Source organism: Ruminococcus intestinalis, assembly GCF_014288065.1.
GTDB lineage: Bacteria > Bacillota > Clostridia > Oscillospirales > Acutalibacteraceae > Ruminococcoides > Ruminococcoides intestinale_A.
The window spans coordinates 266,229-292,871 of record NZ_JACOPS010000002.1 but is presented as its reverse complement, the minus strand read 5'-3'; the positions used below and the strand labels follow the sequence as shown (position 1 = coordinate 292,871).

Sequence of the window (26,643 nt, the reverse complement as noted above, 5' to 3'; positions counted from 1 at the left end):
TCAAAGCCAACCTGCCAAAACAGCACAGCCTGACCAATACGCACAAACCACACCGTTAAGCCACCTATCCCGATTTACTCCTCTTTCCTTGACATCACCACCACGCACTCAACGGTATTACCTTTTTCCCACAAAAGCTCCGTAACTTCCCCGCCATCCTTGAACACCGGAAAATTCAGACCAATCCGCTTTAGCGGATATTCAGACTCGTCATTCCTGTAAATTTCAATTTCTTTAATCAAGGCTGTGACCACATTTCTCTTTTCTTCGTCATTTATTATATTATAAACGCAGTCGAAATTCACCATGATTTTGTAAATATTCTCAAGAGTAATTGCCTGCTGCTTAATTGCATCTCGCCGAAGTCTGGCATCTTCGATTTTTTCCTCCAGCTCAACAATGACATCATATAGGGAATCTAACCGCAAGGTCATATCATGGAGCTTTCGTTCCCGATATTTTGCATCAGCAGGGAGACTGTCAATTTCCCGTTCCAATCTTGTTTTATTCAGATCAACTTCCTTCAGCTTTGCCTGATAACCCTCCAGTTCTTTATCCACTGCTTTCGTGTCAATCTGAACGCCAATCCGTTTTTTAATGGCCTGGGCATATTCCTCATTCCTTACGATCTCACGAATTGCCTCAATGACCATCGGTTCAATATCGGTCTTTTTCAGCATTGCCTTATATTCACAATGCTTACCCCGGACCATCCTATTCCGACTACATACATAATAGTAAATTTCTTTGTAAGTGCCATCTTTATTTGTCCATGCGTGTTTATTCGTATACATGGGACTTCCACAAACCGGGCATTTCAGCAGACCGGATAACAAATGAACTCGATCCCGCCCAATTTTTGACGGTTGCTTTACTCCGGTTCTAAGACGCTTGGCATGAGCCTTTTCCCATACCTCCTCACTAACGATTCCTTTATGCTGTCCCTCTGTCAGAATGTAATCGTCATTTCTTTTCATCTGGTAATCGTTTTTTGTGCCTTTGACTTTTTCCTTCGTTCTCCGTCCATAAGCAATTTTACCGCAATAAACCGGGTTATCCAATATCAGTTTAATAAAATGTCCTGTCCAATCCTCTAATGTGCCATTCTGCCTCGGAATTTTCCGTATGCCTTGTAAGTTCAACTGATTCGCAATACCACCCAAACCGATTTCCGATGAAGTATATAATTCAAAAATCTTCCGTATTGCCACAGCCTCTGTTTCTTCAATCATCAGCTTGTTATCTTCCAGTGTATATCCGTAGGGAGCAAAGCCACCATTCCATCCACCCTGCCGTGCCTTTTCGCGCCGCCCGTTCATCGTCTGCTCGATAATATTCTCACGCTCAATCTCAGCCACAGCAGATAGTACAGAAATCAAAAGTTTTCCGCTTGTCTGAGAGGAATCAATCCCTTCTTCTATACAAATCAGATTTACACCATAAGATTGAACCAACTCCAAAGAGTTAAGTATATCTGCTGCATTACGGCCAAACCGTGACAGCTTATACACTAAAATATAGTCAATGTCCAAGCCATCCTCAATATCTCTGAGCATTTTTTGAAAGGCAGGCCGTCCCTCAATGGATTTACCGGATTTACCGGCATCTTCATAAGTATCAACAACGATCATTTCCTCACGATCCGCAAATCGTGTCAGCATATTTTTTTGACCTTCCAGGCTGTATCCGTCCACTTGCATCTCTGTGCTGACCCTCGGATACAAAACACAGCGTTTTCCATATCGGTTCATAATTCATACCTCCAAAATTTACTTTTGGAAAATATCCTATGTAAAGCTGCGATTCTCACGCAGCTCCGTCAACCTCGCCCAGCACTCTCATACCATATTTCTCGATGATATGTGCCAGCGAAGTGATAAACGCTTCAAATTTTTGTTCCGCCAGAAGTTCTTCTGACCGGATTTCATCTGAAGGAATCAATGCGCTTTTATGCTGGATATTCTCCATTCAGAATCACCTCCGCAATTCCTAACGAAATTATAACTCTACTTGCACAGCCTGAAAATGATACGGCCTTTCGGCACTTTTATGTAATCCCCAGACTGCACAAGAGCGTCTTGTTTATGTTTTCCATGTCATCCTTGTTTAGATGACCAATATAGTTTTTTAACCTCGACTTGTCGATTGTTCTGATCTGTTCCAGCATAACAACAGATGGTTTCACCAAACCGCATCTGTCATTTAAGTGGTAATGCGTGGGGAACTTTCTGCTTTTTTTGCTTACACTGGTAATTGCTGCAATAATAATCGTAGGACTGAAACAATTTCCCACGTTGTTTTGAAGAATGAGTACAGGACGAGAGCCACTTTGTTCGGAGCCGATACCAGGGCTTAAATCAGCCGAATATATGTCACCTCGATGGAATTTTTCAAACATCACTCTCGCCTCCTTAATATCTTAATACTTAAACAGCCGCACCAGTCTGAAAGAAATCTTCGGATAAAAACCTGGTGCGGCTACTGTTATTCTGTTCGGATTACTCGTCATATTTGCCACGCCCCCTGACGATGGGAACACAACAGGTCTCCGCTGGCGCGGCTGTCATAACTCCGCAGCATCGTTCGTATCGTGTGCCGCAGGGTTCCCCCCAAGTCTTTGGCGGGCCGTGAGGAAGTATCTTTAAGCCCCCGCGCCCTCATCGCGCCGGATGTGCCACCATCCGGGTCGCAGGGACGTTGATCGCTCCGAAACAGCTTGTCCATCACCTCCTGGCTGCTCCATCTTCGCGGCGTCCTGCACTCGCTCATGCGCGGGTTATGTACCTGTTCTGCCGTGTATTCAGTTGTCAAAGGTCAGCGAAAGAAAAGCTCCTTCTTGACAGCCATGACAAAAACAGGCGATTTGTCCTGTCTGTACTGCGATTTATTTGAAAAAATATTTTGCCTTGTCCCTTCATAGAAGCTGCGGACAGCGCAATCTCCTTACAAGCACAACAAAATAGGTACTATCGTACTCAAAAACGCCTTTTATGAGGTTCTTCCTGCAAGGAAATGGGCACGATAAAATATGATAAAGGAGACGATAGTGCCTATGGAACTGATAAAAGAGCTGGGACGAAGGATACAAAAAGCGCGTAAGGAAAAAGGATTGACGCAGCAGGAACTCGCAGATCTGAGCCACGTTTCTCTAAAGCACGTTCAAGGCTGCGAAAGAGGGGTGAAGAATCCTTCTTTTGAGGTTCTGCGCGCTTTTTGCAAAGTCTTGAATTTATCTTTAGATTCCCTGATGAATCTCGATCTGCCTGAAGATGAGCAAGCCGCCAACGATATGCGGCAGCTTTACCTTTCGTGCCCTCCGGCTGCCAGAAAAGTGCTGTTAAACTCGACCCGTGCGTTGACTGATGAGCTAAAAGAGATGGTGCAGACGGCTGGGGTTGACCCAGATGAACATTTAGAGAATAAGTAAGCCGGTGGAGGAATAAAAACCCCCACCGGCTCTCTTTTTGCCGCTATGCGGCGGTCAGGTTATTGGGCCGTATCCAGCAACCGCGCCAGCTTCTTCAATCCGCGCCGGATGCTCTCCCACACGCGGCGGCGGTCAGCCCCCTCGATCCGGGCGATCTCGGCCACCGTCATGCCCAGGTAAAACCGGGCGTAGATACGCCGGGCCTGGATGGCGGTCAGCTGCATCAGCGCGGCATACACTTCCTCCCGCAGCAGCTTCTGCTCCAGGACTTCCTCCGGGGTGAGTGACCGGTTGAGGGCATCGTTTTCAATGCCATCCTCCCGGTTCAGAGAGTAGTGAGCCTTGTGCCGGAACTTCCGGCGTTCATAGGCGGCATCGTCCTGCTCCTGGCCCCGGATCGCGGCCACGATTTCCTCGGCCACGTCTACAAAGACATCGGTTTTATACACATCGGGATACAGTTCCCGAAGATTGATCTTCTGCATTATGTACCTCCATTTCGATTCACGGGTTGACGGGTGAACCGAAATGAAGGCGGTGAGCGACACCTTTCGGGGAAATTCCCGAAAAAACGACAAACAAAAGCGCCAGCATCCGAAGAACGGCGGCTGGCGCTGCTAAAAGAGGACTTATGACGCTTATGGACCAGCCACGATAGTGCCTGTTCATAAACAGATGGGGGCCGATTGACGGTCAGGCTTTTTTTGACAGGTAAATTCCTGCCGAATTATGTCGAAGCGGTCTTTGCTTCACGGCGGCTCCCTCCTAAAGCCGCCGTGTCAGCGTGTAGTCGTCACTCCTTTGTCGAGGGCATAAGGAACGGCGGCCTTGATGTTACTCAAAACCGCCGCAGTACCCTGAAAATCCATTATGGGCGCACGAAGCTACCTGCCCTGCAACGGTTTTTTTCTTTCCCCGTCTGGCGGGGCAGGATCGCTTGGCTTATTCGGTTTATTCTTGCTCTTGTGCGGCTGCCTCTTTCAGCCGCGAAAAGCTCTCATCGCTGATGATGTGTTCAATCCGGCGGGCGTCGGCCTCCGCAGTTTTTGGGTCAACGCCTGCGGCGATGATAAGCTGCTCGGTAAAAAAGCAATGGCGCTCGTAGATTTTTTCGGCAACCTCGCGGCCCACATCGGTCAGATGGAGAAAGTGATCTTCGTCCATTGTAAGAAAGTCGCCGTCCCGTAAGGTAGCCACTGCATGGCACACGCTGGGCTTTGACATCTCCATGTGCCGGGCCACATCTACGGAGCGTACCATACCGAGTTTCTTTTGGAGAACAAGGATGGTTTCCAGGTAGTCCTCCCCGGACGCATGAAGTTTCATCAGTACCTTTTATGAATTAAACGCTTAACTTCCAATTTGCAGAAGCTGTCTGCAAATCGACCAGCCTATGATAGAGGCCATTTTCTTTCATAAGTTCTTCGTGAGTTCCGTTTTCGGCTACAATACCATCTGACAATACAACGATGTTATCGGCAGCTTCCACCGTCCTCATTCTGTGAGCGATTATAAGAACTGTCTTGCCTTTTACCAGCCTGGATATTGCGTTTTGAATTTCAGTTTCGTTATCTACATCAAGAGAAGCAGTAGCTTCATCCAGAAGAATAACAGGAGCGTCTTTCAAAAGAGCACGTGCGATAGAAAGGCGCTGGCACTCACCGCCAGATAGTGTTGAACCATTTTCTCCGATCACCGTCTGATAGCCGTCCGACAATTTTGAAATAAATTCATCACACTGCGCTGCTTTAGCTGCGGCAATCACTTCTTCATCCGTTGCGTCCTTTTTACCGACACGAATATTTTCCATGATGGTGTTATTAAACAGCACAACATCTTGAAAAACGATAGAGAAGTTTTTCATCAACATGGTTGAATTTAGCGGAGCAATATCGGTTCCGCCCAACAGTATTCTTCCTCCGTCCAGAGGATAAAATTTGGCTGCCAGTTTTGCGACTGTACTTTTGCCGCCGCCGGACGGGCCAACCAATGCAGTGACCTGTCCCTGTTTTGCAGTAAACGAAACATCCCTCAGTACCGGTTTGCCCTTTTCGTAAGAAAACTGGACATGATCGAATGTAATATCGTACCCGTTTGTATGGATATTCTTCTCACCGGTTTCTTCCGGGTATTCCTCTATTTCTTTCAAACGGTTCACCTGAAGCTGTACAGAAAACAGCTCTGCCATATTTGACATCGCCCCGGAAAGCGGATCGTACAGGCGGGAGGCAGCAATCAAAAACAGAATATAGGTAAACAGAGAGGTATCTCCACTTACCACAAGACTATTACCTACTACAATCACCGTTGCCAAACCGAGCCGTAAAAACATCTGGCCGGTTGTCAGCAGACTTGCCGTTGTCATTTCGGATGAAATCTGTGCTTTTTCCGCAGCATCCATCTTTGCGTCCAATTTGCGAAGATAATCTTCTTCCTGATTGCAAGCCTTTATATCCTGTACGGTTTCCAAACATTCCTGAATGCCTTCTGCAAGCTCCAGTCTTGCGTTCATGTGCTTTTTGCTGAGTTTTTCCTGCCATTTCCGTGACAGAATAACGATTGCAAATGAAATCGGAGCTACCCAAAGAAGAGCCAAACCCATTTGCCAGTTGAAAATCAGCAGGCCGATACAAACAATCCCCGTAGAGATAACTGCTCCAAAGAATTGTGGAACCGTATGAGAAAATGCGTGTTCAAAGTTTGCACAGTCGCCCATAATTGTGCTTGTCAGGTCAGCAAGATCACGCTGGTGGAAGAAGGTCAGCGGAAGGGTACGCAATTTTTCCGCAAGCCCGATACGCCGCCTTGCGCTTTCATCATACGTTCCGAGATATGTCGCGGTGTACTGGCAATAATGAAAAATAAAAACAACAGCTAAAATCACAATTCCAATCACAGTGTAAACGGCGGCACTGATCTCTGGCGCACTCGCTCCCAAAACAGGCGCAAGAAGCTGATTGAGGACGATAGCCAGAAGAATAACAGGAAACATAAGGCTGATATTGGCCAGCACCGAATAAACGATCCCTTTTAACAGGTCTTTTGCACCCTGATCGCTTAACGCATACTTCTTTTTTAACGCCTTAATCATGCTGCTCATCCTCCTTTCCGACCTTCCAGGCAATCGAGGTCTGGTAATCCTTCCACATAGAAGAATAAATACCATTTAAGGCTACCAATTCTTCATGCGTACCTCTTTCTGCAATCTGCCCCTCCTTGAACACCAGGATAAGGTCTGCGTCTTGTATCGTAGAGAGCCGGTGGGCAATCATCATAACCGTTTTGTTTTGGGTCAGCCGCTCAAAAGCGAGCTGTATCTGATGTTCATTTTCGGCATCTGCAAATGCTGTGGCTTCATCCAGTACAATAATAGGGGCGTCTTTTAAAATTGCCCTTGCAAGAGCAATTCTTTGATTTTCACCTCCTGAGAGATATGTGCCTCCTGTTCCAACGAGCGTATCAAGCCCATCCGGGAGGCGGTCAATAATATCTTTGCATTGTGCTTCATCAGCCGCTTTCAGGACTTCTTCCCTGGTAGCGTCCGGGCGGGCCGCCTTAATATTATTCAGCAAGGTGTCCTTGAACAGACAGGTATTCTGAAACACGAAAGCAACTCTTTTCATCAGTTCCTGCTTCTCAATATTGCGTACATCCACGCCGCCAATCGTAACGGAACCTGACTGAACATCATAAAATCGGGGAATGAGGCTTGCCGCTGTACTTTTACCGCTGCCGGAGGCACCAACAAGCGCCACTGTTTTTCCTGTCGGAACCTCAAAGCTGATATGGTCTAAGGCCTTCTCTTTGGCCCCTGGATAGGCGAAGGAAACATCTGAAAACACAATCGAAGCATCTGCCGGGATCAGGGGATGTTCCGGCTCCTTCAAGGGCTTTTCCTGCAAAATTTCATCCACCCGGCTGACTGCACTTTTAGCCGCCATAAGCTGCTCGCTGGCAAACATGATACGGTTCATCATAGTTGCACAGACCGGAGTAAACAAACTGTAAAACAGAAAATCCAGCACAACATTTTCATAAGCCGCCTGGCCGCTGACCCCGGACAAAATAAACATGGCGACTGGAATAAGTAAAACAAATGTGCCGTTCAGTGTTACTGTAAATCCCGTAAGAGGAATACGGCATTTTAAGGCATACCCGGAAGCAAATTTTTCGTATTCTTCTATTGCATCGTGAAAATTTTTGAAGGAATAAATAGTTTGCTGAAATACTTTTACAACAGGAATACCGCGAATATATTCCACAGCTTCTTTATTCATTGTTTCCAGTGCAGTCATATACTTGCCCATAAACTGCGCATTATCTCCGCCCATCATCTGTTTGAGAAAGATGACACTGATTCCCATAGGTATCAGGCAGCAAATTCCCAGCCGCCAGTCAAAAAGGAAAATCAAAATAATAACGGCAACCGGCATAACTGCGGCTCCGGTCAGATCGGGAAGCTGATGGGCCAGAAATCCTTCTGTAAGCCCTGCATTATCATCAATGATGTTTCTGAGCCGTCCGCTTGCATTTTGGCTGAAATACCCCAACGGCAGCGTCACGATATGATGAATTGCAGATTTTCTCATATTGGTGGCTGTACGAAACGCCGCCAGATGAGTACAGTTCAGGGCAATAAAATAAATTAAAATACTTGCCGCTGCAAACACAACCGCCATCCACGCATAATGGGCGCTCCCCGTTGCAAGAGATATATCCCCGGCAGCAAAAGCGTGGATTAAATCGCGGATGACGAGCCAAATGCAAACAAAAGGCAGCATAGATAAAATGGTACTGATTCCGGAGAGAACACATCCTAAAACAGTCAAAACATGGAATTTCCCTGCATATCCGAACATTCTGGACAGTTCTCCATTTTTTTGCTTCTCCATAAGCAAGTCTCCTTTCGCAATAATAGACGGGTTAGCATTTTATAACCCGTCTATTATCATAAAATCATTCAGTTGTTTCTGCCACTCCATACAGAGCGTATCTATCCAATCGGACACATAATTCATTGACACATAAGGCAGGAGTATAAGCGGGACAAATTTTCCTGTAACGGAAATGTTTCTACATGACCTTCATCAACGAAATGCAGAACCCGATTGCAAGTCATAGCGGCAAATTCATAATCGTGTGTAATGATTAAAATGGTCTTTCCTTTTTGCGCCAGAGCTTTCAAATGCTCCGATATTCTCATCATATTTTTGAAATCAAGACCGCTGGTAGGCTCATCCAAAATCAAAACGGGGGTATCTATCCAATCCGATACTGCGAGAGTGAGTCGTTGTTTCTGCCCGCCGGAAAGAGTAGCGGGATGCCGTTCTTTCCATTCAAACAAGCCATATAGTTTTAGCAGATCATCGCGTTGCTCCTGGGTACTGCCTTTTCCGTTTAATAGCAGTTCTTCTTCTACGCTGTCCCCAAACAACTGGCAATCTGTATTTTGCATAACAAAGTAGGCAAAATTCTTCCGTTTGCCTTTAGATACCTTTGTCCCGTTATATATGACCTGACCCTCTTTTTCCTTTTGCATACCACAAAGAATATTCGACAAAGTAGTTTTTCCTATTCCGTTATGGCCTACAATCGCAATCAGATCACCAGCATACGCCTGAAAAGATACATCATGGAAAACCGGATGTTTGCGATAGGAAAACGCCAAATCCTTTACCTCCATCGTCATATCTTTTTCTTTTACAGGGGAAATATCTACTTCAATATGGTGCAAATCTGCCGCTCGTATTCCTATGGCTCGTCTTTTTTCTTCTGGAATAGAGCGCAGTTCTCCCGCCGTCCATTCTTCTTTTATGCTCCCGTTTTCCATATAGAGAAAACGGTCTGCAAGGTCAGTAAGATAATAAAGCCGGTGTTCAGCAACAATGATTGTGTGGCCTTCCGCTTTAAGTCCACCCATCAAATTTTTAAGCGCCTCAACGGAATACATATCCAAATTGGCCGAAGGTTCATCAAACACATAAATTTCCGGATCAACAGCATTGACGGAGGCCACCGCTATTTTCTGTTTTTCCCCGCTGGACATCGGATAAATTTCTTTCCCTCGCAGCATATCTCCGTTAATACGCTTGATTGCACTTGAAACCCGCCTATCCAATTCTTCATACGGAACGCCATAATTTTCACACCCAAACGAAATCTCATCCTCTGTAATACTGGCAAAAAACTGGCTCTTTGGATCTTGAAAGATTGAACCTACTTTTTTCCCGATTTCATACAGAGGATATTCCGATATGTTGCGTCCCAACAGTGTGATGCGCCCTTTCAGTGTCCCTTCGTAAAATTGTTCGCCTAACCCGTTTACCAATCGTGTTAAAGTTGTCTTTCCGCAGCCGCTCCCTCCAGTCAGAACAAGAAACTCGCCCTCTTTTACATCGAGGCTGATATGATGGATACTATCTGTTTCGGCTCCCGGATATTCAAAAGATACATCTTCAAACTGGATAACGGATCGCCTTGCTTTATCATTTACCATTATGCTACCGTCCTTTCCAGCACAAAATAGAATGCAGTTACACAAACAGCAATCACGCACATAATCCAATCTCTTTTTTGAAATTCTATTTTTCTGCGGCAGGTATGTTTCCCAGGATTGGAAATCCCCCTGCTTTCAGCAGAAGCGGCAAGTTCTTCGGCTATTCTGGATGAACGGAAAATAACAGGCGTAACAATATACTCCATTGCGTCCAGAGGGTGTTTCCATGACAACAGCTTTCGCAGTCGAAGGGAGGAAAACACATCAGAAAATTCACTGCGCACAGTAGGGAAGAAACGCAGCATGAAGGTTACGGGCAGGGCAATTCCATTAGGCGCGTGGATTTTCTTAAAAACTGCTACAACTTCTCCCGGCGGCATACCAATCACGGGCTGCGCAGCCATAACCATCATCAAAATACGCAGCACCATGAACAGGAACATTTCCGGCATAAGAATGGTAATGCCCTGTCCTCCTGAAAGCAACCTCAACACGATAAAAATACCGCAGACGATCAAATATTTTATTGTCTGCCTGCCAAAGCCCTGAATAATCAGATACACGCTCAAAACGCCAAAAAGTGTGTATATCAAAATGTCGCTTGTGAGCACCGCCACAAGCGACATAGTGAGAACTATGACAAGCAATTTGGTTCGAAAATCAAATTTCATGCTCATAGTTTATTTAATCGCACCACTCTTTCTGAAATGCTTCACAATCAGTTTGTTACTAATCATGCAGCCAAGGACGGCCAGGATAGCGGTGACAGCCAGGCTCAAAAGGACGTACTTCGGATCGGTGTAATACTGGGTCTGAACCTGAACCTGCTGCTCGCTGACGCCGGTGGCAAGAAATGCGTCTTTGAAAAACCAAATTTCTGACATACCATGTGCAGCGCGAACCAGTGCCGTGATTACCCACGAAATAGACACACGCTTAATGTCATGGTAGGCATCCTTTCCGCACATGGAAAGCTCTGCGATGATACCGCCGCCCAAAAACCACGGAATCATAAATGGCCCCATCATCAATCCGGCGATAATCGCCCACATGATATTGTAGACAAGAGCGGGGCCATGCTTGCCGACTTTCATGCACATATAAACATAGAACGGTGCGAGGATAAGTGCCGCACCAGCGGCGTTAAAAATCATGGAATAGAACAGTGAAGCGCCGGTCAGGATCGAATAGACCATAAATACAACGAACATGACCGCACAGAAGATACCGATGATTGCCGCGTCTTTGACAGTGTACTTGTTACCTGTCGATTTTTCATTTTCCATTTGGAAATCCTCCTTTGTCTTGCAGAAAGTTAGCAACATCTAACCCGCTATTCAAAAAACAGGCCAGCTTCAAGCGGTCTTTCTGCTTTTATCTGACAAAGGATATTCTAATACAGCTCAGATTTCTTCGCCACTCCATACGGACCCGTTTCTATCCAAACGGACACTCTTTCTGAATTCCGTTGGAGAGCTGCCATACGTTTCTTTGAAGGCAGAAGTGAATTTATTCGGATTTTCATATCCGATTTTACTTGCAATCTCCGTTACTGACGACTCGGTTTCCAGCAACAATTTTTTGGCGACTTGAAGCCGATAGGTACGAAGATAAGAATAGACAGAGGTTCCATAGACGCCTCGAAAGCACTTTTTCAATGCTGTTGTAGAAATCTCGAATTTCTGGGAAAGCTGTTCAATCGTATGATGTGCTGTCAAGTCCTCCGTAATATAGGACGCTACTGCTTTAATCAATGCGACCTGATTTTGATTGAAATAATCCGTCTGTAAAACTTCTTCTGCCGTATTGAGATCACTTAAGAACAGAAGCAGTTCCAGCATTTTGACTTTCATGTATCCTGGTTTTCTTTTTTCCCGGACATGATAGAGTTCCGAAAAAATATGTTCAATAGACGGATTGGCCCGCATGATGCAGCAACGGTTTCCTTCGCAAATATATTTTTGTATGTAGTGCAAATCAATATTCAATAGCTCCATGATTTGCCGTACTTCCGGCAGCAATTCATCCAGATTGATGACGATAGAAATACCGTGATAGTGGTTCAGCGGAAAACACGAATTTGACTTTTTCTTCATCATGGAGCTGATCGACAAATCGCCTTCCGCCATATAGCAGCAACTATTTTCACCAAAGCTACACTCAAAACGTCCTATCAGACAATGGTTAATCTCTATCATGTTTTTAGCTGTGGCTTGATTTTGATTGCAATATCCCATGTGCATATCGTTATAGTAAAGCTCAATACCAGAAAAAACCTGATAGACTGTAATGCGTCCATGCCCTGTTTCATTTGACAGCCGAAAAATTTTACAGTCCTGCCGTAGTTCATCTTCTTCGAGAGAGCCGTATAACTTTGTCCCTTCAAATTCGTCTGGCAATTCAGACCGCAATAATACTTCAATCGTACCAGAGAGTGCTTGTTTTTCATAGGTCAGCACCACCCATTCCTCCTTTCGGTTCGTTATAGCTAACCATTCTAAGTATAGGCGCGAATAATGGCAGTGTCAAATGGTTTTCTGACAAAAAGAAAAAGTTCTAAATATAAATAAACTCTTGACAAATCATTTCCTCCACCTGTGCTTTCAGCGTGTTCATCAGCCCCACCCAGCGTATGGGGTCATGGGCTTTCAGTTCCTCGGTGACGCCCGCTGCCTCCATCATGCGGAATAGCGAGAACGGTGGTTATTCCGAAATTATTCTGATTCGGGATAATACTGGCAAGCAATGCCTGTGTTAATACACACAGGCCCGCAGAGAAGAAAATCCCTCCGTGATTTTCCTCTCCGCTTGCTTGTTGAGGGCAGCGCCCCCAACCCCCTTTGAACACAGAATTTCATTCTGTGGCTGCGCGTTCTGCGAACGCTTTTGACCAGGACCAGCTTACCGCTGGCCGTGGTCTTTTTCTTTTTCAACATCCTGTTCTACCTCCATTTTCAGCACTCGATCTACATTTGCCTTTGCCGTTAAAAGCTCCCGCATTTCCTCACGGGAACGCCGGTACTCGGCATAGGTCTTTTTCTTTTCTTCCAGCAATTTCGCGTACTCCGTCTGCAACTCTTTGACCTTGGGAAGCTTCTTGACTCCCATCTCATCAAAGGCATTCTTAGCAGCCTGGTGGAGCAGAATTTCTTCCTCATGTTCCTCCCGGAATTTCTTAGAGTAACCCGCCTTGCGGTATGCCACATAGACCTCACGGGTCTTGGCATAATTTACGATGTGAGTACGCAGAACAGCAATCTCTGCCATGCGCTTTTCAGCCGCTTTGATCTGCGCCGAAAGTTCATTGTGATGTGCCGTGGCAGCCGCAGCCTTTTTTTCCAAAACCGCATACTCCAGCAGATTGTTCTCTGACAGGTAATTCATGGTCTGCGCCATTTGTTTCAGATTAAAAACTTTAGCCCATCGAGCATAGCCAGCACCTTTTCCAGCCTGCAATTTTGCCTGAATGTCCACCAGCAGATTGACCTTCGGCGGCTCTGCCTGTGTGACTGTTTTCTTTCGCGGGGTATGTGCTTTCTTCCCTAAGAGAACTGCCCGCAAATCTTCCAATCCATATCCTTCGCCCAGACTGTCCATGCGGGCGGCTTTCTCCCAACCAGAGAGCTTCAGTCGATACGATTTTCCGCGCTTTGAGACTTCGCAACCATACTCTTGCAACAGCTTCAGCAGTTCTTCAAAGTCAGCAGGACTTTGTGATAATGCGTTGTCAATCGCCACACGAAGCAGCTCTCGGTGAGAGGGCTTTGCCTGATCGCCCAGCCATTTGTTATAGCTCTTTCCGTGAGGTTTCGGATTCTCTACAATGGACAATCCGTTCTCGATGCAGATGGTATCGCTCAAGCGCCGGACGGCTCTGGTGCTGCCCCAAAAGTTGCGGAACTTTCGGTCACAATCTGCATTGACCGCCGACCAGATGATGTGATTATGAATGTGCGACTTGTCTATGTGAGTGCAGACCACAAAGGCATGATTGCCTTTAGTAAAACGCCTTGCAAATTCTACGCCCAGACGGTTGGCTTCTTCCGGGGTAATCTCACCGGGGCGGAAGGACTGGCGCACATGGTAAGCGATCACATCGTCCGCCCCGCGCACCCGCCCGGTGGCGGCGATATACTGCCGCTTCGCCAGCAGAAACTCTGCATCGGCGGTCCGGCTGTCACAGCCATAGCCGGTAATTAGTTTTCCGTTGTCAGTCTTTTGCGGATTTGCCACATAATCAATAATATCGCTGATTGCTCGGCTCTCAGTGCGCCCCTTTCCGATATGCAAGGGCATGATGCGTGTGGTTGCCACAGAAGGGCCTCCTTTCTAAAAAAGAAACGGCCTGCATGGTGCAGACCGCTTTCGTTATTCTATAAAATCATTCTCATCAAGAAAATCAAAATCGTCATCGGTGTCCTCTAACTGTTTTGGAGGAAACCTCATCTCGTATTGTTCTTTTGCCAGTGCACGAACTTCCGGGCGCTTATCTTTCATTCGGTTTTTCAGCCAGGAAATCTGCTCCTTTGATAACCGCCAAGGGAGATTCCGTAAGCGGTTTACCGTCATTTGCTCCGCTTGTTTCTCCGGCGATAAAGAAGCACAGGATTTACAGATGTGCGCCGCATGACCTTTGCCGGAAAATTTTTCGTTAGCCTTATATTCTCCGCAGACTTTACAATAATGTCCATGCTTCTTCATAGGCTCGATTCCTTTTCACAGAGCGCATATAAACTGCGAACCGCCCTCATGATGATGTTCCACTCCAGATCTGCCGCATAGGAAAACTTCCTGCGGTAAGATTCCCAAAGTTTCTGCATCACAGGACTGCTTTCCACTTCATTCAAAACATCCATAGCTTCTGCAAGATGCCGTTCGGTTCCGCGTTTTTTGGCAGTTGCCAACAGTGCATCATAGAGCGTCTGCCGGTTCAATGTGTTCCCGTGGAGCTGATCCAGAATATAAATGTCATAGAAATCTCTCATGCGGGTGTTGGTGGTGGTTCTGGTGATGATTGTTTCCAGCTTTTCAGCCAGAACGGTTTCCAGATTGTATGCCCAAATGTCAATGGAGCGATCTTCCAGCATCAGCTTGAAAGAGTAGCGTACCTCCCTGGGGGTAATGGCATCCCCTGTGGAAATGTCAATCTTCAAAGGTGTCACCACACCGTCAAAGGTTGTAGTCATGCTGACCCGAATCCCAGGATACTCCGCTTCATCCATAATCTCTGAAATGCTTTTCAGCTGAAATTTGACGCCATCATCAATCGGCACACTCACAATAGCAGAAATCAGGTCCTCGATCTCCTCTACATTAACATTGGCTCCTTTTACAGTAGCGTCCAAGTCCATCGTGGAACGGGCATCCAGTCCAACCATTGCCGCTACCAGCATCCCGCCTTTCAGAATAAATTTATCACGATATTCAGAAAGGGAAATACGCTCCAGAAAACGCTCCATCATATAGTTTCGCATTAAAAGCTGTGCATCCGCAGATTTTTCTCTGGAAAGATTGCGAATCAAATCTTTTAGCTGCCTTGCTGTCTTTATCATAAAAGCACCTCCAAATACTGCCGTAAAATTTTTTCAACCCGGAACATACCGGCATACCGCATCAAAGTCCGCAGATCCTTGTCCTTTCTTCTGGCATACATCTTCAGCGCACCTTGAAAAGTCTGTATTTCCATGCTGCTTCGGCTGCGGAGCAGATCGCAGATGGTGCGCTCCATATCATAGACAGGAACCGTATGCCCAAAAGGTGTTTGGCCAGTTGTCAGCCCTACCTCATATAGTTCTGGTTTGATGGTGTAAACAGAAAGGCCCTCTGCCTTTAAGCGAGTGGTGCTGTACCCTCTGCGCACCGTGATAGCGTATGGAGATGGTTCCCGGTCTGTCAAGTCATGGAAAAATAGCGCTGATTCATGGGAAAATACTGCCTGACCACATCGCAGATGTAACAGAAACATCGCATCAATCCAGGTGTCCTCGGAGACATAAATTCCGTGAGCAACCTGCTGAAGATTTTTCTCTTTGACATATTCATAAAAAATGGGTTTTACAATTCCGCTGGCGATTACCTGTGCGGTTTGCAGCATCCCATCATGCTCGGTCAGAAGTCTGTCTAATTGCTCAAACCGTTCTGATTTGGTCACATCCATCACTTCCTTTCGTGCTACTATTATACACGGATGTAGCACAGAAGTAAATATAGCAATTTAACAGACACTGTCTGGCATTTTTGTGACCGCGCATTTTATCCATAAACCAAATCCTGAATGGCAAACTTCAAGTCCTGCACCTTGCCCAGCAGCCAGATGGCAGCCATCGGCAGACCATAGGGACTAATAAGGAATGCCATCACCAGCAGGATAATGCCGTTTTGCAGGGAACAGGTCAGCAGAACCGCCACACCCAGCAGGGCGATCACCATGCTGATAAGCCCCAGCACCAGACCGGAGACATAGACGATCCCCACACAAATCCAAACGAACAGGGTCAGCGCCAGAATCACCGGAACCATCACGATCTTCAACAGCAGTTTCAACAAAAATACCAATGCCCTCATTGTTATGCCTCCTCCCAAAATCACAGTTTCTGTTCCTGATTCCATTATCCCTGTCTCACAGCCAAAAGGCAAGGATACGGGCAAAAAGAAAAAGCGGAGGAAGGCGCGGCGAAGAAACGCCGTTCCTCCCTCCGCAGATGGGGTATTTGTCCCGGTTACGAAAGTTTGGAGAGTTGTGTCAGTATCTCTTTAACTCCGTCCCATAACTGTTCCTGCCGCTGGGATATATCCTCCAAATCGACATCATAAATCCGCCCGGTCTCATGCACCTTGCGGGTCAGCTGGTTTAAGTTGTTGCTGCTCCTGCGCAGCAGGGATACCAGTTCTTTCAGTTCCGGCAAATCCAGCTGCACCACATAGCCGTCCACAGCCATTTTCCGCAGATAGGCGCTCAGGTTTTTTGTCCCAAACTGTGCCATTTTCTGCTGAATCAACTTCATTTCATCAGCGGATACCCAAAACAGAACCGGCACATCCCGCTTGCGCTTGGGGCTGCTCATCGCTCCGGCTCCTGTTTCTTCGGGGCGGCAGGCTTATGGGCAGGCGGTTCCTGTTTGAGCTTTTGCAGGACAGAACTTTTCTGCTGTTCCTGCATGGTTTTTCTGGCCTGCCTGGTAAACAGATCGGTCAGACCGGGATTGACCCCATCCACAACCAGATAGGCGCAGTGGCGGGAAGCGCCGCTGTCCTCCGGCATGGGAATGGTTTTTGCCCAGGCTTTATTGTCCTGAGAGATACGCCCGTCATGGTTCTTGTGCTGGATGGTGTTTGCAAGAATGAACTGTACCCGTTCCGCCCCGAACTTTTCCAGCACATCTTTGACCGCCGCCTCCGTATCCAGTCGGTTCTCTGCATAGTGGGCGCTGATGGTCTGCTCAATGGCTTCTTTGCAGGCGCTGTTCGCCTGATACGAACGGTTATATTGTGCCATCTCTCCATGCTCGGACGCATAGGCGGCAGAATGGGGGTAGAGAGGGGCAGTTAGTAATTCTTCCTGCGCCTTGCACACATCATCGGCACGGTTTTCAATGCTGTCCCGGATCACATCCATGTAGCCGGTCTCCAGCTTTTCAAAATAACGGTACACATCCGCCAGCGGCGAGGGAGATTCCAAAAGCGCCTGGGCCTGTGCGTCGGTCAGCTCCAGCTCCTCCATCGCCATCACAATATCCTCACGGACCGTGTATTCATAGGTGTGGTGCAGGATTTCTTCCGGGGGCTGGCTTTTCAGCCAGTCCCTATATTTTTCCTGCTCAGTGGCCATCTTTTCATAAAGGGCTGTATTCAGATTATTGGTATTCATGTTATCGCACCTCCTCATGCTGTTTTGGTTTCTTGTCTGTACTGCGGGGCGTCGCCGGACGTTTCAGATGATCCAGCACTGAAGGCCGTGCGCTTTTGGCAACAACAGCCTCGGCGTGTGCCTGTCCCTTTCCGTCGATGTTCAGCAAAGTATCCAGCTCCACCAGACGGGCATTTTTGCTTCGCAGTTCTTCTTCATAAAGGAATGGCTTTCCGACTTCCTCCTTTGCGGCAGCCTGCTGCTGATAGAGGTTATCCAGCTGGGCCTTTGCCGCCTCCAGACGCTGGGGCATCTGAGCGAGGGCATTGTCGATACGGGTAAGATTTCCGCGAGGGTCTGTACCAAGGGTTGCCCGGTGGGTCATCTGTCCTTTCAGCAGGAGCGTATACTCCTGTTTCCAAGCGGAAAATTCCACGGATATGGCATATCCCCGGTAGCTGCCGATCTGCACCGGATCGGAGGTTTTGACCTCCTTGCAGGCATCCAAAAGGGCTGCGCCGGCGTTCTCCTTATCGGTCAGCAGATCGCCACGGATTTCCATACCAGCAAAACCGTCCTCCGGGTGCGGGTGCGCTGCCAAAACCTCCAGATCGGATTCAAAGCCCTTGATAAAACCTTTGTGCTTTTCAATCTCCTCCGGGAAGTATTTGAGCAGCTGATCCTCCAGACGATACTGCTTGCTCTGGTGGTCGGCTTTCATTAGCTTCAGGCGGGATACCTCCACATCCAAATCCATACGCTCCTTGATGCGGGGATCTCCGGCGCACAGGGCTTTGATCTCGGCAAAGGAAAGCGCCGTTTCGTCCACATCATCGCAGGAACGCACCGGCGATTTAGAAGTCATGATCTGACTGATGAATTTTTGCTTATTCTCCACCGTCTGCCAGAGGTATGCGTCAAAGGTTCCTTCGGTCACATAGCGGTACACATGGACAAGGGGATTCTGGTTGCCCTGTCGCTCAATACGGCCCTTGCGCTGGGCAAGGTCTCCCGGTCTCCACGGACAGTCCAGGTCATGAAGTGCCACCAGACGGTCCTGCACATTGGTGCCTGCGCCCATCTTGGCGGTGCTGCCCAAAAGGACACGCACCTGACCGGTACGGACTTTAGAGAACAACTCCTTTTTCCGCACTTCGGTGTTGGCTTCATGGATAAAAGCGATCTGGTCGGCAGGCATCCCCTGAGCAATGAGTTTCTGACGAATATCGTCATATACCGTAAAGACCGGTTCCTGCTCCGGCAGAGGCACAGCGCCTTCCAATGCGTGAAGCAGTGGATTATCCAGCGTTTTCGCCGCCTTGCTTGCAGGAGCTTTTGCCTGCGGTGTAGAAATGTCGCAGAACACCAGCTGGGTCAGCTTGTCAGCTTTGCCATCCCGCCAGATCTGCATGATGTTGTCCACGCACTGATTGACCTTTGTGCCAGGTTCATCCGGGAGCATCTGGTTGACGATTCTCTGGTCCAGGCCCAGCTTACGGCCATCCGAGGTAATCTTGAGCATATTGTCCTGGGACGGGTCCACGGTTCCGCTGTGTACCAGCGATGCGCGCTCCGAAAGGGCCTTGACCATTTCCTGCTGATGTTCGGTAGGCTGCGCCACGATGTTGTGGTATTCCACCTCCGGGGTGGGCAGGTTCAGCTGATCGGCAGTCTTAATGTCGGCCACTTCTTTGAACAGGTTCATCAGCTCCGGCAGGTTAAAGAACTTGCTGAATCTCGTTCTTGCCCGGTAGCCGGTGCCTTCCGGTGCCAGCTCCAATGCTGTGACGGTCTCTCCAAATCGGGAAGCCCAGCAGTCGAAGTGGGTCATGTTCAGCTCTTGCAGGCGTTCATACTGAAGGTAACGCTGCATGGTGTAAAGCTCGGTCATGGAGTTGCTGACCGGTGTGCCGGTGGCAAAAATCACGCCACGGTTTCCGGTGATCTCATCCATATAGCGGCATTTGGCAAACATATCGGAGGATTTCTGTGCGTCCGATGTGGAAAGGCCAGCCACATTCCGCATTTTTGTATATAAAAACAGGTTCTTATAGTTGTGAGCCTCGTCTACGAACAATCGGTCTACACCCAGCTGCTCAAAGGTTACCACATCGTCTTTTCGCCCCTCGGCTTGCAGCTTTTCCAGTCTGGCTTCCAGAGATTTTCGGGTACGCTCCAGCTGCTTGACGGTAAAACGCTCGCCGCCGCTGGCCTGCACCTCTGCGATGCCCTCAGTGATCTCGTCGATCTGCTCATAGAGAAGCCTTTCCTGGCGCTCCCGGCTGATTGGGATACGCTCAAACTGGCTGTGTCCCATGATGATGGCGTCGTAGTCACCCGTCGCAATACGAGCGCAGAACTTCTTTCGGTTATGGGTTTCAAAGTCCTTTTTGGTGGTGACCAAGATATTGGCGGAAGGATAGAGGCGCAGAAACTCCGACGCCCACTGCTCGGTCAGGTGGTTTGGAACCACAAAAAGAGATTTCTGGCACAGTCCCAGGCGTTTGGCTTCCATCGCAGCGGCCACCATCTCAAAGGTTTTACCTGCGCCTACTTCATGTGCCAACAGGGTATTTCCTCCATACAGCACATGGGCGATGGCGCTTTTCTGGTGTTCCCGCAGGGTAATGGCCGGGTTCATCCCTCCAAAAGTGATATGACTGCCATCATACTCACGGGGACGGGTAGAGTTCATTTCTTCGTTGTACTGGCGCACCAAAGTCTGGCGGCGTTCCGGGTCTCTCCAGATCCAGTCCCTAAAGGCTTCCCGGATCGCCTGCTGTTTTTGAGCCGCCAGGGTGGTCTCCTTGGCGTTCAGCACGCGGCGCTCTTTTCCGTCTGCGTCCTCTATGGTGTCATAGATGCGGACATCCCGCAGGTTCAGGCTGTCCTCTAAAATCTTGTAGGCATTGGCACGACTGGTCCCATAGGTGGTATAAGCTGCCACATCGTTGTAGGATACAGAAGATTTCCCCTTGATCTGCCATTCAGCGGTAAAGGACGAATAGTTGACCTCGATACTGCGCTGGAGATAAAACGGGGTGTTGAAGGTCTCGTACATAAACTGCTGGATATATTCCTTGTCAATCCAGGTAGCGCCCAGACGCACCTCAATCTCCGACGCATCCAGGTCTTTGGGCTGGGCGGCGGTAAGAGCTTCCACATTGACTGCAAAAGAAGGGTCCTGCTGTGCGGCCCGTTGCGCCTGACGCAGTTTGCGGCGTACATTGCCGGAGAGGTATTCATCAGCAGTCACATAATGGGGTGTGCCGTCTTTCTCCAGCTGTCCCGGTACACGGAAGATTACGCCTTGCAGCTCTCCGGCCAGTTCTTCTTTTGTTTTTCCGGTAAGCTGGCTCATATAGTCCATATCCACGCAGGCTTTTTCCGAGATGGACACCGCCAGTGCTTCACTTGCCGTATCCACCACAGCCACCGCCTGATGGGGCTTGATGGTCCGCTTGGTGAACATATCTGCCTTGCGTTCCAGCTTTCCGTTCTCGTCGATGACTTCCAGCGCACAGAGCAGGTAATAGGAAGAATCGTCTGCATAGGCCAGACGGTTTGCACGGTCATTGATGAGACCGTATTGGGAAGAAAAGCTGTCATAGAGGCTGTTCAGTTCCGCCTGCTTCTCCCGAATGGTGCTGTCCGGAACCGCTGCATCCATCTGAAGGTCGATCAGTTCCTGCACACAATCACGCAGTTCCACAAGACCTTTTACACGGGCTTCGGCGGTGGCGTTGAGGTCAGGGCGCACCATACGGCTGTTTTCCCGGTAGTACACCTGCCCGTCTACAATGGCATAGGAATAGTTCTTCACATTGGGGTCGGCAGGAATGGAGGTGTCAATAGCTTCGCCTTCGCCCAGCTCCGGCAGCTCTGCCTCCTGATAAGTGCCATGAATATACTTCACCGCATCATGCAGCTGGTCGGAAAGCTCCAGTCCCTCGATAGGGTTCACGGTGTAGTCCATACCATGAGCAGTGCTTACCGGCTCCTGTCTGCCCAGCACCATTTCCGGGTGGTCGATAAAATACCGGTTGATGGCAAATCCGTCCTCCGTCTGTCCGGTTTGAGTCCATTCCGGCACAATGTCCAGCGGGCGGTTCCGCTTTTGGAGGAAGATGATGTCCGATACCACCTCGGCACCGGCATTCTTTTTGAACGCGTCATTAGGCAGACGGATAGCTCCCAGCAGCTCGGCACGCTGGGCAAGATAGCGGCGCACGGTGGAATCCTTGGCGTCCATAGTATAGCGGGAGGTTACAAAAGCCACCACGCCGCCGGGACGCACCTGGTCCAGTGCTTTGGCGAAAAAGTAGTTGTGAATACTGAAATTCAGCTTGTTGTAGGCTTTGTCGTTGACCTGATACTGGCCAAAAGGCACATTACCAATGGCAAGGTCATAGAAATCTCGCCTGTCGGTGGTCTCAAACCCGGCCACGGTGATGTCGGCCTTGGGGTAGAGCTGCTTTGCAATCCGTCCACTGATGGAATCCAGCTCAACGCCATACAGACGGCTGTTTCGCATTTCTTCCGGCAGCATACCGAAGAAATTGCCCACACCGCAGGACGGCTCCAGGATGTTGCCGGTCTCAAAACCCATGCGGCCCACGGTCTCATAGATGGCCCGGATTACCGTGGGACTGGTGTAGTGCGCGTTGAGGGTGGAACCTCTGGCGGCGGCATATTCCTCCGGGGTCAGCAGTTCTTTTAGCTGGGCATACTCTAAAGCCCATGCCGGTTTCTCCGGGTCAAACGCATCAGAGAGACCGCCCCAGCCCACATATCGAGAAAGAACCTCCTGCTGTTCGGGGCTTGCCTGCTGTCCGGCAGCTTCCAGCTCTTTCAGCAAACGAATCGCATTGACATTTGCCTGGAACTTGGCTTTCGGACCGCCTTCGCCCAAATGCTCATCGGTAATGCGGAAGTTTTTTGCATTGCGGCGCAGGTTAGCCTTGTATTCCTCATAAGATGCTTCCTCGGCAGCTTTGGCATTGGGAAAGGTCTGCCACTGGCCATTGACCTGAATGGAAACCGGGTGTTCGTCCAGCACTTCCTCAAAGGTTTTCTCCGGCTCAGTCACAGGGGCTGGCGGCTCCGGCTCCTCGATATGCAGTCGTTCCACCACCACATCATAAGGTAGATGGTTCTTATCGCCCGGATAGACGGCCATGGTCTCGGAATGGAAGGTCGGGGATTCGGTAGTCGGTTGGGGCTGTTCCTGTCCAAAACCGTCCTGCTGACGGGCATACATCCCGCGCAGCAAAGGCGCAACTTCATCCCAGCGGAAATACAGCATAGCCAGACGCTTTTCCTCTGCATCCATGACTTCCAGTTCTATGCCCTGTGCCGTGGTACGGTAATCGGCAATATCGCCGGTCTCCAGATTCAGGGTCTCGATCTCACCGGAATAGGCTCTGCTCAGCCAGTAGGCGATCTCGCTGTTGCTCCTGCCGGATTGCAGCAGCGTGGAAACCTGCTGTTTATCTGCTTCATCCATCAGTCCATGAGCCAATACATCCCGCAAGTCCTGATCTGCCTTGTCCGGGTCAATAGGAAGAAACTCGGTATAGTAAGCATTGCGGCGGTCTGCCCGAAGCAGCTGCTCGAACTGTTCTTTACGCTCTGCCCGGTAGATGGGATATACCATACCGATGGGCAGAAGCTGTACGGTGTCCTCCCGCAGCTCGGTGATCTGATAGGCGTCATCCTCGATATACACGGTATCGCCCACGACATAGACCGGGGCGGCTGGGTCATAGGAGGTTCTTTGCGGAGTTGGGCGGCGAACTGCATCATATTCCTCATCGGAAATGGAAACTTTGGAAGTCTGCTCTGTCTCGGCATCTGCGATCTGCTCGGCATCTGACATCACCTGTTGGATAAACGGGGCATTGTCCAGTTTTTCCGTGTCTGCCACCTGGCCGTTGACGATCCCTCTTTCTTCCAGAGCTTCCCGGATGGCGATGGGGTCGATGTCGTCAAAACGGTCCTGTTCTTCTTCGGTATAGAACCGGTCCTCCTGAATGAGCTGGGCAATCCGGCGCTGTACCTTCGGCCAGGGCAGCTGCGTTTCCTCCGGGCTGCCGGCACGGACAACGAACAGGCTGTTGCTGTTACTGCCGCCGTATTCCTGAGCCAGCCATGCGGCGGTATCTTTTTCTCTTGCATGGTCTTTCATATAGCGGACAACAGCGTGTTTACTCTCGATATTGCCGTTCCATGCACAAAGGGCAGTATCAATATCTTCCTGAGAAAGAGGGCGCAGAAGCTCATGGAGCTTTGGATAGGTCTCGTCGATCACTTCCCGGTGTAAACGCTGGCGGAACTCCGGCACATCCGAATAGAGTCGGATCAGCTCCATATCCTTAGAACCAAGGACTGCACGGCGCACAGCGGCATTACCCTCGATGACAGCATTTTCACGGTCAGAATGACCGCAGGCATTGCGATATGCGGTATCCTCGGAAATGGTGGCAGTCACCACAGGCTTATACTGCTCAAACTGCTCCCCAAGGGTAGGCTTTGGCGTTTCTTTCTCCACCTCCGGCTGCTGTGCTTGAATGGCATCTTCTTCTGCCAGTTCCTTTTCAGCCTGGATTTTGTCATACTGCGCCTGTTCCTGTTCGGTAAGATAGCGGTCTTTCTGGACAAGTGAGGTAATGCGCTTGGCAACCTTTTCCCAGTTCAAGTGAACATCCGGGCAGTCCTGCTTTTTATAGTGCAGTCCTTTCCCATCGTGATCTTCGCCGCTGTGTGTTGCGCCGGACAGGGCATGAGAGCGTCCGCCAATGCCATACTCGTCTTTGAGAAATCTCACTTTCTCCTTATCCGTATGGTTTGCCATGAAGAACGCATAGATACGGCCTTTTCCTCCGGCGAAACTGCTGCCGCCGGTCATAGCGGCGTCGATCTCATCCTCGGTAATGAAGTGCTGGACGGTTGGCACTTGGGAAAGCTCTGAAGAAAAGGTCCTGCGGGGCAGGTCAAGGTCCTTCAGGTTCTCCCAGATCTCCCTCGGTCTATGATAGCGAAAACGCAACAGGTCACGGTCCTGCTGATAGGCAGTCCAGAAGGCGGCGTATTCTTCCTTGAGTGTCTGGCGGAAAGCCGGGTCACTCAGCTGCTCCGTCAGGCGGCGGGTCTCCTCCGGGAAACCATTGCCTTTGATCTCTGACAGGCAGGACAAATATCCGGCTTCTCTGGCACCCTCACTGAGATCGTGATACAGATACCAGAGCTTTTCTGCAAGGAGGGATCGTTCATAGCCTGCCGCTTCAGCAAGCTCCACATTGGAGGCAAACTGGCCGCTCTCCAAAAGCTCCCCGATACGCTCTGCGGCGCTCTCCCAGGAAATGACCTGGGCAGACCTGTCATAACGGACAGACTTCCCGTGGGAAAGATGGATACCATCCTCGGCATACCATGCGCTCACACTGCCAAGGCCATTGCCGCCGTGGTACAGCGTTTTCAGTATCTCGGCAATCTCAGCGGTGGTTTTCTGCTTTTCAAATGCTGCAACCACACGCTCCCTTTGACGGTCTGTATTGCCGCCCAAACGCAGCACATGGTCGATGTCATTTTGGGCAAAAGAAAAAGCAGAGGATGTATGCGCTACATTCTCTGCTTCATCTATGGATTGGATCTGTTCCGCTTCGGAGAGGAACAGGTTTAGAGTCAGCTGTTGATAAGCTCCGCCATCAGGATTTCCTCGGCCTGGGCTTTGCAGGTGTTCATCAGCCCCACCCACTTCATGGGATCGCTGGCTTTCAGTTCCTCGGTGGCTCCCGCTTCCTTCGCCAGCTGGGGCATCATCTGCTCCAGTCTGCTCTGGGCGGTCTCGTCGATCTCCAGAAGGTGCGGGTACAGCTTCTCGCTCAGCAACATCTGGTTGTAGAGGATGGGACGGTGTTCCTTCAGGTAGGTTTTCCTCATCCTGCCGTACTTGCCCAGGGTTTTCTCCGGCTGCTGGCTCAGCTTCAGGTCGGGAATCAGATAGTCTCCGTTCTGGATATAGGTCATGGTATTGTTCATCTTGTTTGCTCCTTTCTTGGTTGGCTTCGCGCTCTGCATTTCGGACGGTAACGCCGATCTGCCGCAGCACCTGCTGGTTGATCTGGCTGACCGCTGTTCCCAGCGCTCCGATGGTTGCCGGAGTATTGAAATCAAAGATCGCCATGAAATCTTCGTGGTCGAAGTAGCGTTCCGGCTCCAGTCCACAGCGGGACATCAAAGCGTAAGTGATACTGACGGTGGCTGCTGCCTTGAACTGTACTCCGATGTTAAACTCATCATATTCCTCCAAAAAGGAACCGTCAACGATATAGAAGAAGTCCTGCTGATGCTCCGTCCAGTATTCCTCAGCCAGTTTTCCGGCTACCTCAGTGAGCTGTCCGGCAAGATCCTCACCGGAAACATCATAGGTGCGCTCCAGCATGGCCTGCACGGAATCCAGATAGCGCTCCTCCAACTGCCACAGCCAGGGAGTGCGGGAATGTTCACGGGTTCCGGTGTCGGAAATGTCAAAGACATAACGCAGGCGAGGTCTGTCCCCGGAATCATCCACCAGAGCGATTCCCTTGGAACCGCGCCTTACATAACGGCCCATCTTTTCATTCCACAAATCGTACTCCGCACAGGCGGTGGCGTCCGGTCGCTGGGCATAGATCATCAGCTGCTCATGGAACGGGTACTTGTAAAGGCGGGAAGCAGTAGTGAGAAACCCTGCCCATTCCTGCCAGCTCCCCGTGAGCTGTGTTGCCACTTTGTCCGCCATCTGTGCATATAGTTCAGCTTTGGTTGGCATAGTGTTCTGTCCTCCTTTCAGTTTTGGGGTAAAAAGGTGGGGTGGCATATTGCCACCCCATC

At 49.3% G+C, this 26,643-nt stretch carries 23 protein-coding genes; 2 read left to right on the top strand and 21 right to left on the bottom strand.

The annotated features are described in order from the left end of the window. Positions 1 to 74: 74 nt before the first annotated feature. The 3 genes from H8R91_RS05550 to H8R91_RS05540 all read right to left on the bottom strand — a co-directional run bounded on the left by H8R91_RS05550 (position 75) and on the right by H8R91_RS05540 (position 2,398). Positions 75 to 1,751, bottom strand: coding sequence for a recombinase family protein (locus H8R91_RS05550; protein WP_186935198.1), 1,677 nt, complete (start codon positions 1,749 to 1,751; stop codon positions 75 to 77). Positions 1,752 to 1,806: 55 nt separating this feature from the next. Further along, positions 1,807 to 1,968, bottom strand: a complete 162-nt coding sequence (locus H8R91_RS05545; protein WP_171905590.1) for a hypothetical protein — start codon at positions 1,966 to 1,968, stop codon at positions 1,807 to 1,809. A 79-nt stretch (positions 1,969 to 2,047) separates the two neighbouring features. Next, complete coding sequence (locus H8R91_RS05540; protein WP_002576184.1) at positions 2,048 to 2,398, bottom strand: type II toxin-antitoxin system PemK/MazF family toxin; 351 nt, start codon at positions 2,396 to 2,398, stop codon at positions 2,048 to 2,050. Between the two features lie 654 nt (positions 2,399 to 3,052). Between H8R91_RS05540 and H8R91_RS05535 the strand changes: the two genes are divergently transcribed. Beyond that, positions 3,053 to 3,427, top strand: a complete 375-nt coding sequence (locus H8R91_RS05535) for a helix-turn-helix domain-containing protein (RefSeq protein ID WP_004797313.1) — start codon at positions 3,053 to 3,055, stop codon at positions 3,425 to 3,427. A gap of 59 nt (positions 3,428 to 3,486) precedes the next feature. Here the strand turns inward: H8R91_RS05535 and H8R91_RS05530 are convergent, their stop codons facing one another. The 18 genes from H8R91_RS05530 to H8R91_RS12075 all read right to left on the bottom strand — a co-directional run bounded on the left by H8R91_RS05530 (position 3,487) and on the right by H8R91_RS12075 (position 25,809). Next, complete coding sequence (locus tag H8R91_RS05530; RefSeq protein ID WP_186935197.1) at positions 3,487 to 3,912, bottom strand: RNA polymerase sigma factor; 426 nt, start codon at positions 3,910 to 3,912, stop codon at positions 3,487 to 3,489. Positions 3,913 to 4,378: 466 nt separating this feature from the next. After that, entirely contained in the window at positions 4,379 to 4,753 is a 375-nt protein-coding gene (locus H8R91_RS05525) for a metal-dependent transcriptional regulator (RefSeq protein ID WP_186935196.1), read from the bottom strand. Between the two features lie 16 nt (positions 4,754 to 4,769). Next, positions 4,770 to 6,518 carry an ABC transporter ATP-binding protein gene (locus H8R91_RS05520; protein WP_178877570.1) on the bottom strand — a complete coding sequence of 583 codons (1,749 nt, stop codon included), beginning with the start codon at positions 6,516 to 6,518 and terminating at the stop codon, positions 4,770 to 4,772. Next, complete coding sequence (locus tag H8R91_RS05515) at positions 6,511 to 8,319, bottom strand: ABC transporter ATP-binding protein (RefSeq protein WP_186935195.1); 1,809 nt, start codon at positions 8,317 to 8,319, stop codon at positions 6,511 to 6,513. Before H8R91_RS05515 ends, H8R91_RS05520 begins: the two co-directional genes overlap by 8 nt. A 122-nt stretch (positions 8,320 to 8,441) precedes the next feature. Then, positions 8,442 to 9,923, bottom strand: a complete 1,482-nt coding sequence (locus tag H8R91_RS05510) for an ABC transporter ATP-binding protein (RefSeq protein WP_015535773.1) — start codon at positions 9,921 to 9,923, stop codon at positions 8,442 to 8,444. Continuing rightward, positions 9,923 to 10,600 carry an energy-coupling factor transporter transmembrane component T family protein gene (locus H8R91_RS05505; protein ID WP_186935194.1) on the bottom strand — a complete coding sequence of 226 codons (678 nt, stop codon included), beginning with the start codon at positions 10,598 to 10,600 and terminating at the stop codon, positions 9,923 to 9,925. Before H8R91_RS05505 ends, H8R91_RS05510 begins: the two co-directional genes overlap by 1 nt. 3 nt (positions 10,601 to 10,603) lie before the next feature. Further along, a complete protein-coding gene (locus H8R91_RS05500) occupies positions 10,604 to 11,209 on the bottom strand; it encodes an MptD family putative ECF transporter S component (RefSeq protein ID WP_005423602.1) in 606 nt (201 codons plus the stop codon). Positions 11,210 to 11,326: 117 nt separating this feature from the next. Next, the gene (locus H8R91_RS05495; protein ID WP_366477202.1) at positions 11,327 to 12,382 is read right to left on the bottom strand and encodes a helix-turn-helix domain-containing protein; all 1,056 of its coding nucleotides are present in this window, start codon (positions 12,380 to 12,382) and stop codon (positions 11,327 to 11,329) included. A 97-nt stretch (positions 12,383 to 12,479) separates the two neighbouring features. Next, complete coding sequence (locus tag H8R91_RS05490) at positions 12,480 to 12,602, bottom strand: TnpV protein (protein WP_257324825.1); 123 nt, start codon at positions 12,600 to 12,602, stop codon at positions 12,480 to 12,482. Between the two features lie 222 nt (positions 12,603 to 12,824). Continuing rightward, the gene (locus H8R91_RS05485; RefSeq protein ID WP_186935193.1) at positions 12,825 to 14,237 is read right to left on the bottom strand and encodes a relaxase/mobilization nuclease domain-containing protein; all 1,413 of its coding nucleotides are present in this window, start codon (positions 14,235 to 14,237) and stop codon (positions 12,825 to 12,827) included. Positions 14,238 to 14,291: 54 nt separating this feature from the next. Then, positions 14,292 to 14,624: a hypothetical protein gene (locus H8R91_RS05480; RefSeq protein ID WP_186935192.1), complete on the bottom strand. Its 333-nt coding sequence runs from the start codon at positions 14,622 to 14,624 to the stop codon at positions 14,292 to 14,294. Further along, positions 14,621 to 15,475 carry a nucleotidyl transferase AbiEii/AbiGii toxin family protein gene (locus H8R91_RS05475; RefSeq protein ID WP_186935191.1) on the bottom strand — a complete coding sequence of 285 codons (855 nt, stop codon included), beginning with the start codon at positions 15,473 to 15,475 and terminating at the stop codon, positions 14,621 to 14,623. Before H8R91_RS05475 ends, H8R91_RS05480 begins: the two co-directional genes overlap by 4 nt. Then, complete coding sequence (locus tag H8R91_RS05470; RefSeq protein WP_002576209.1) at positions 15,472 to 16,080, bottom strand: type IV toxin-antitoxin system AbiEi family antitoxin domain-containing protein; 609 nt, start codon at positions 16,078 to 16,080, stop codon at positions 15,472 to 15,474. Before H8R91_RS05470 ends, H8R91_RS05475 begins: the two co-directional genes overlap by 4 nt. A gap of 95 nt (positions 16,081 to 16,175) precedes the next feature. Continuing rightward, the gene (locus H8R91_RS05465; protein WP_002576210.1) at positions 16,176 to 16,487 is read right to left on the bottom strand and encodes a CD1845 family protein; all 312 of its coding nucleotides are present in this window, start codon (positions 16,485 to 16,487) and stop codon (positions 16,176 to 16,178) included. Between the two features lie 155 nt (positions 16,488 to 16,642). Continuing rightward, on the bottom strand, positions 16,643 to 16,987 hold the full coding sequence (locus H8R91_RS05460) for a plasmid mobilization protein (protein ID WP_186935190.1): 345 nt from the start codon (positions 16,985 to 16,987) through the stop codon (positions 16,643 to 16,645). Beyond that, on the bottom strand, positions 16,984 to 17,790 hold the full coding sequence (locus H8R91_RS05455; RefSeq protein WP_186935189.1) for a DUF3848 domain-containing protein: 807 nt from the start codon (positions 17,788 to 17,790) through the stop codon (positions 16,984 to 16,986). Before H8R91_RS05455 ends, H8R91_RS05460 begins: the two co-directional genes overlap by 4 nt. 1 nt (position 17,791) lies before the next feature. Continuing rightward, positions 17,792 to 24,622 carry a helicase-like domain-containing protein gene (locus tag H8R91_RS05450; RefSeq protein ID WP_436286328.1) on the bottom strand — a complete coding sequence of 2,277 codons (6,831 nt, stop codon included), beginning with the start codon at positions 24,620 to 24,622 and terminating at the stop codon, positions 17,792 to 17,794. Positions 24,623 to 25,452: 830 nt separating this feature from the next. Further along, the gene (locus H8R91_RS12075; protein WP_243237752.1) at positions 25,453 to 25,809 is read right to left on the bottom strand and encodes a TnpV protein; all 357 of its coding nucleotides are present in this window, start codon (positions 25,807 to 25,809) and stop codon (positions 25,453 to 25,455) included. Between H8R91_RS12075 and H8R91_RS12070 the strand changes: the two genes are divergently transcribed. Beyond that, entirely contained in the window at positions 25,796 to 26,563 is a 768-nt protein-coding gene (locus H8R91_RS12070; RefSeq protein WP_243237751.1) for a hypothetical protein, read from the top strand. The genes H8R91_RS12075 and H8R91_RS12070 overlap by 14 nt on opposite strands. The last annotated feature ends 80 nt before the right edge of the window (positions 26,564 to 26,643 follow it).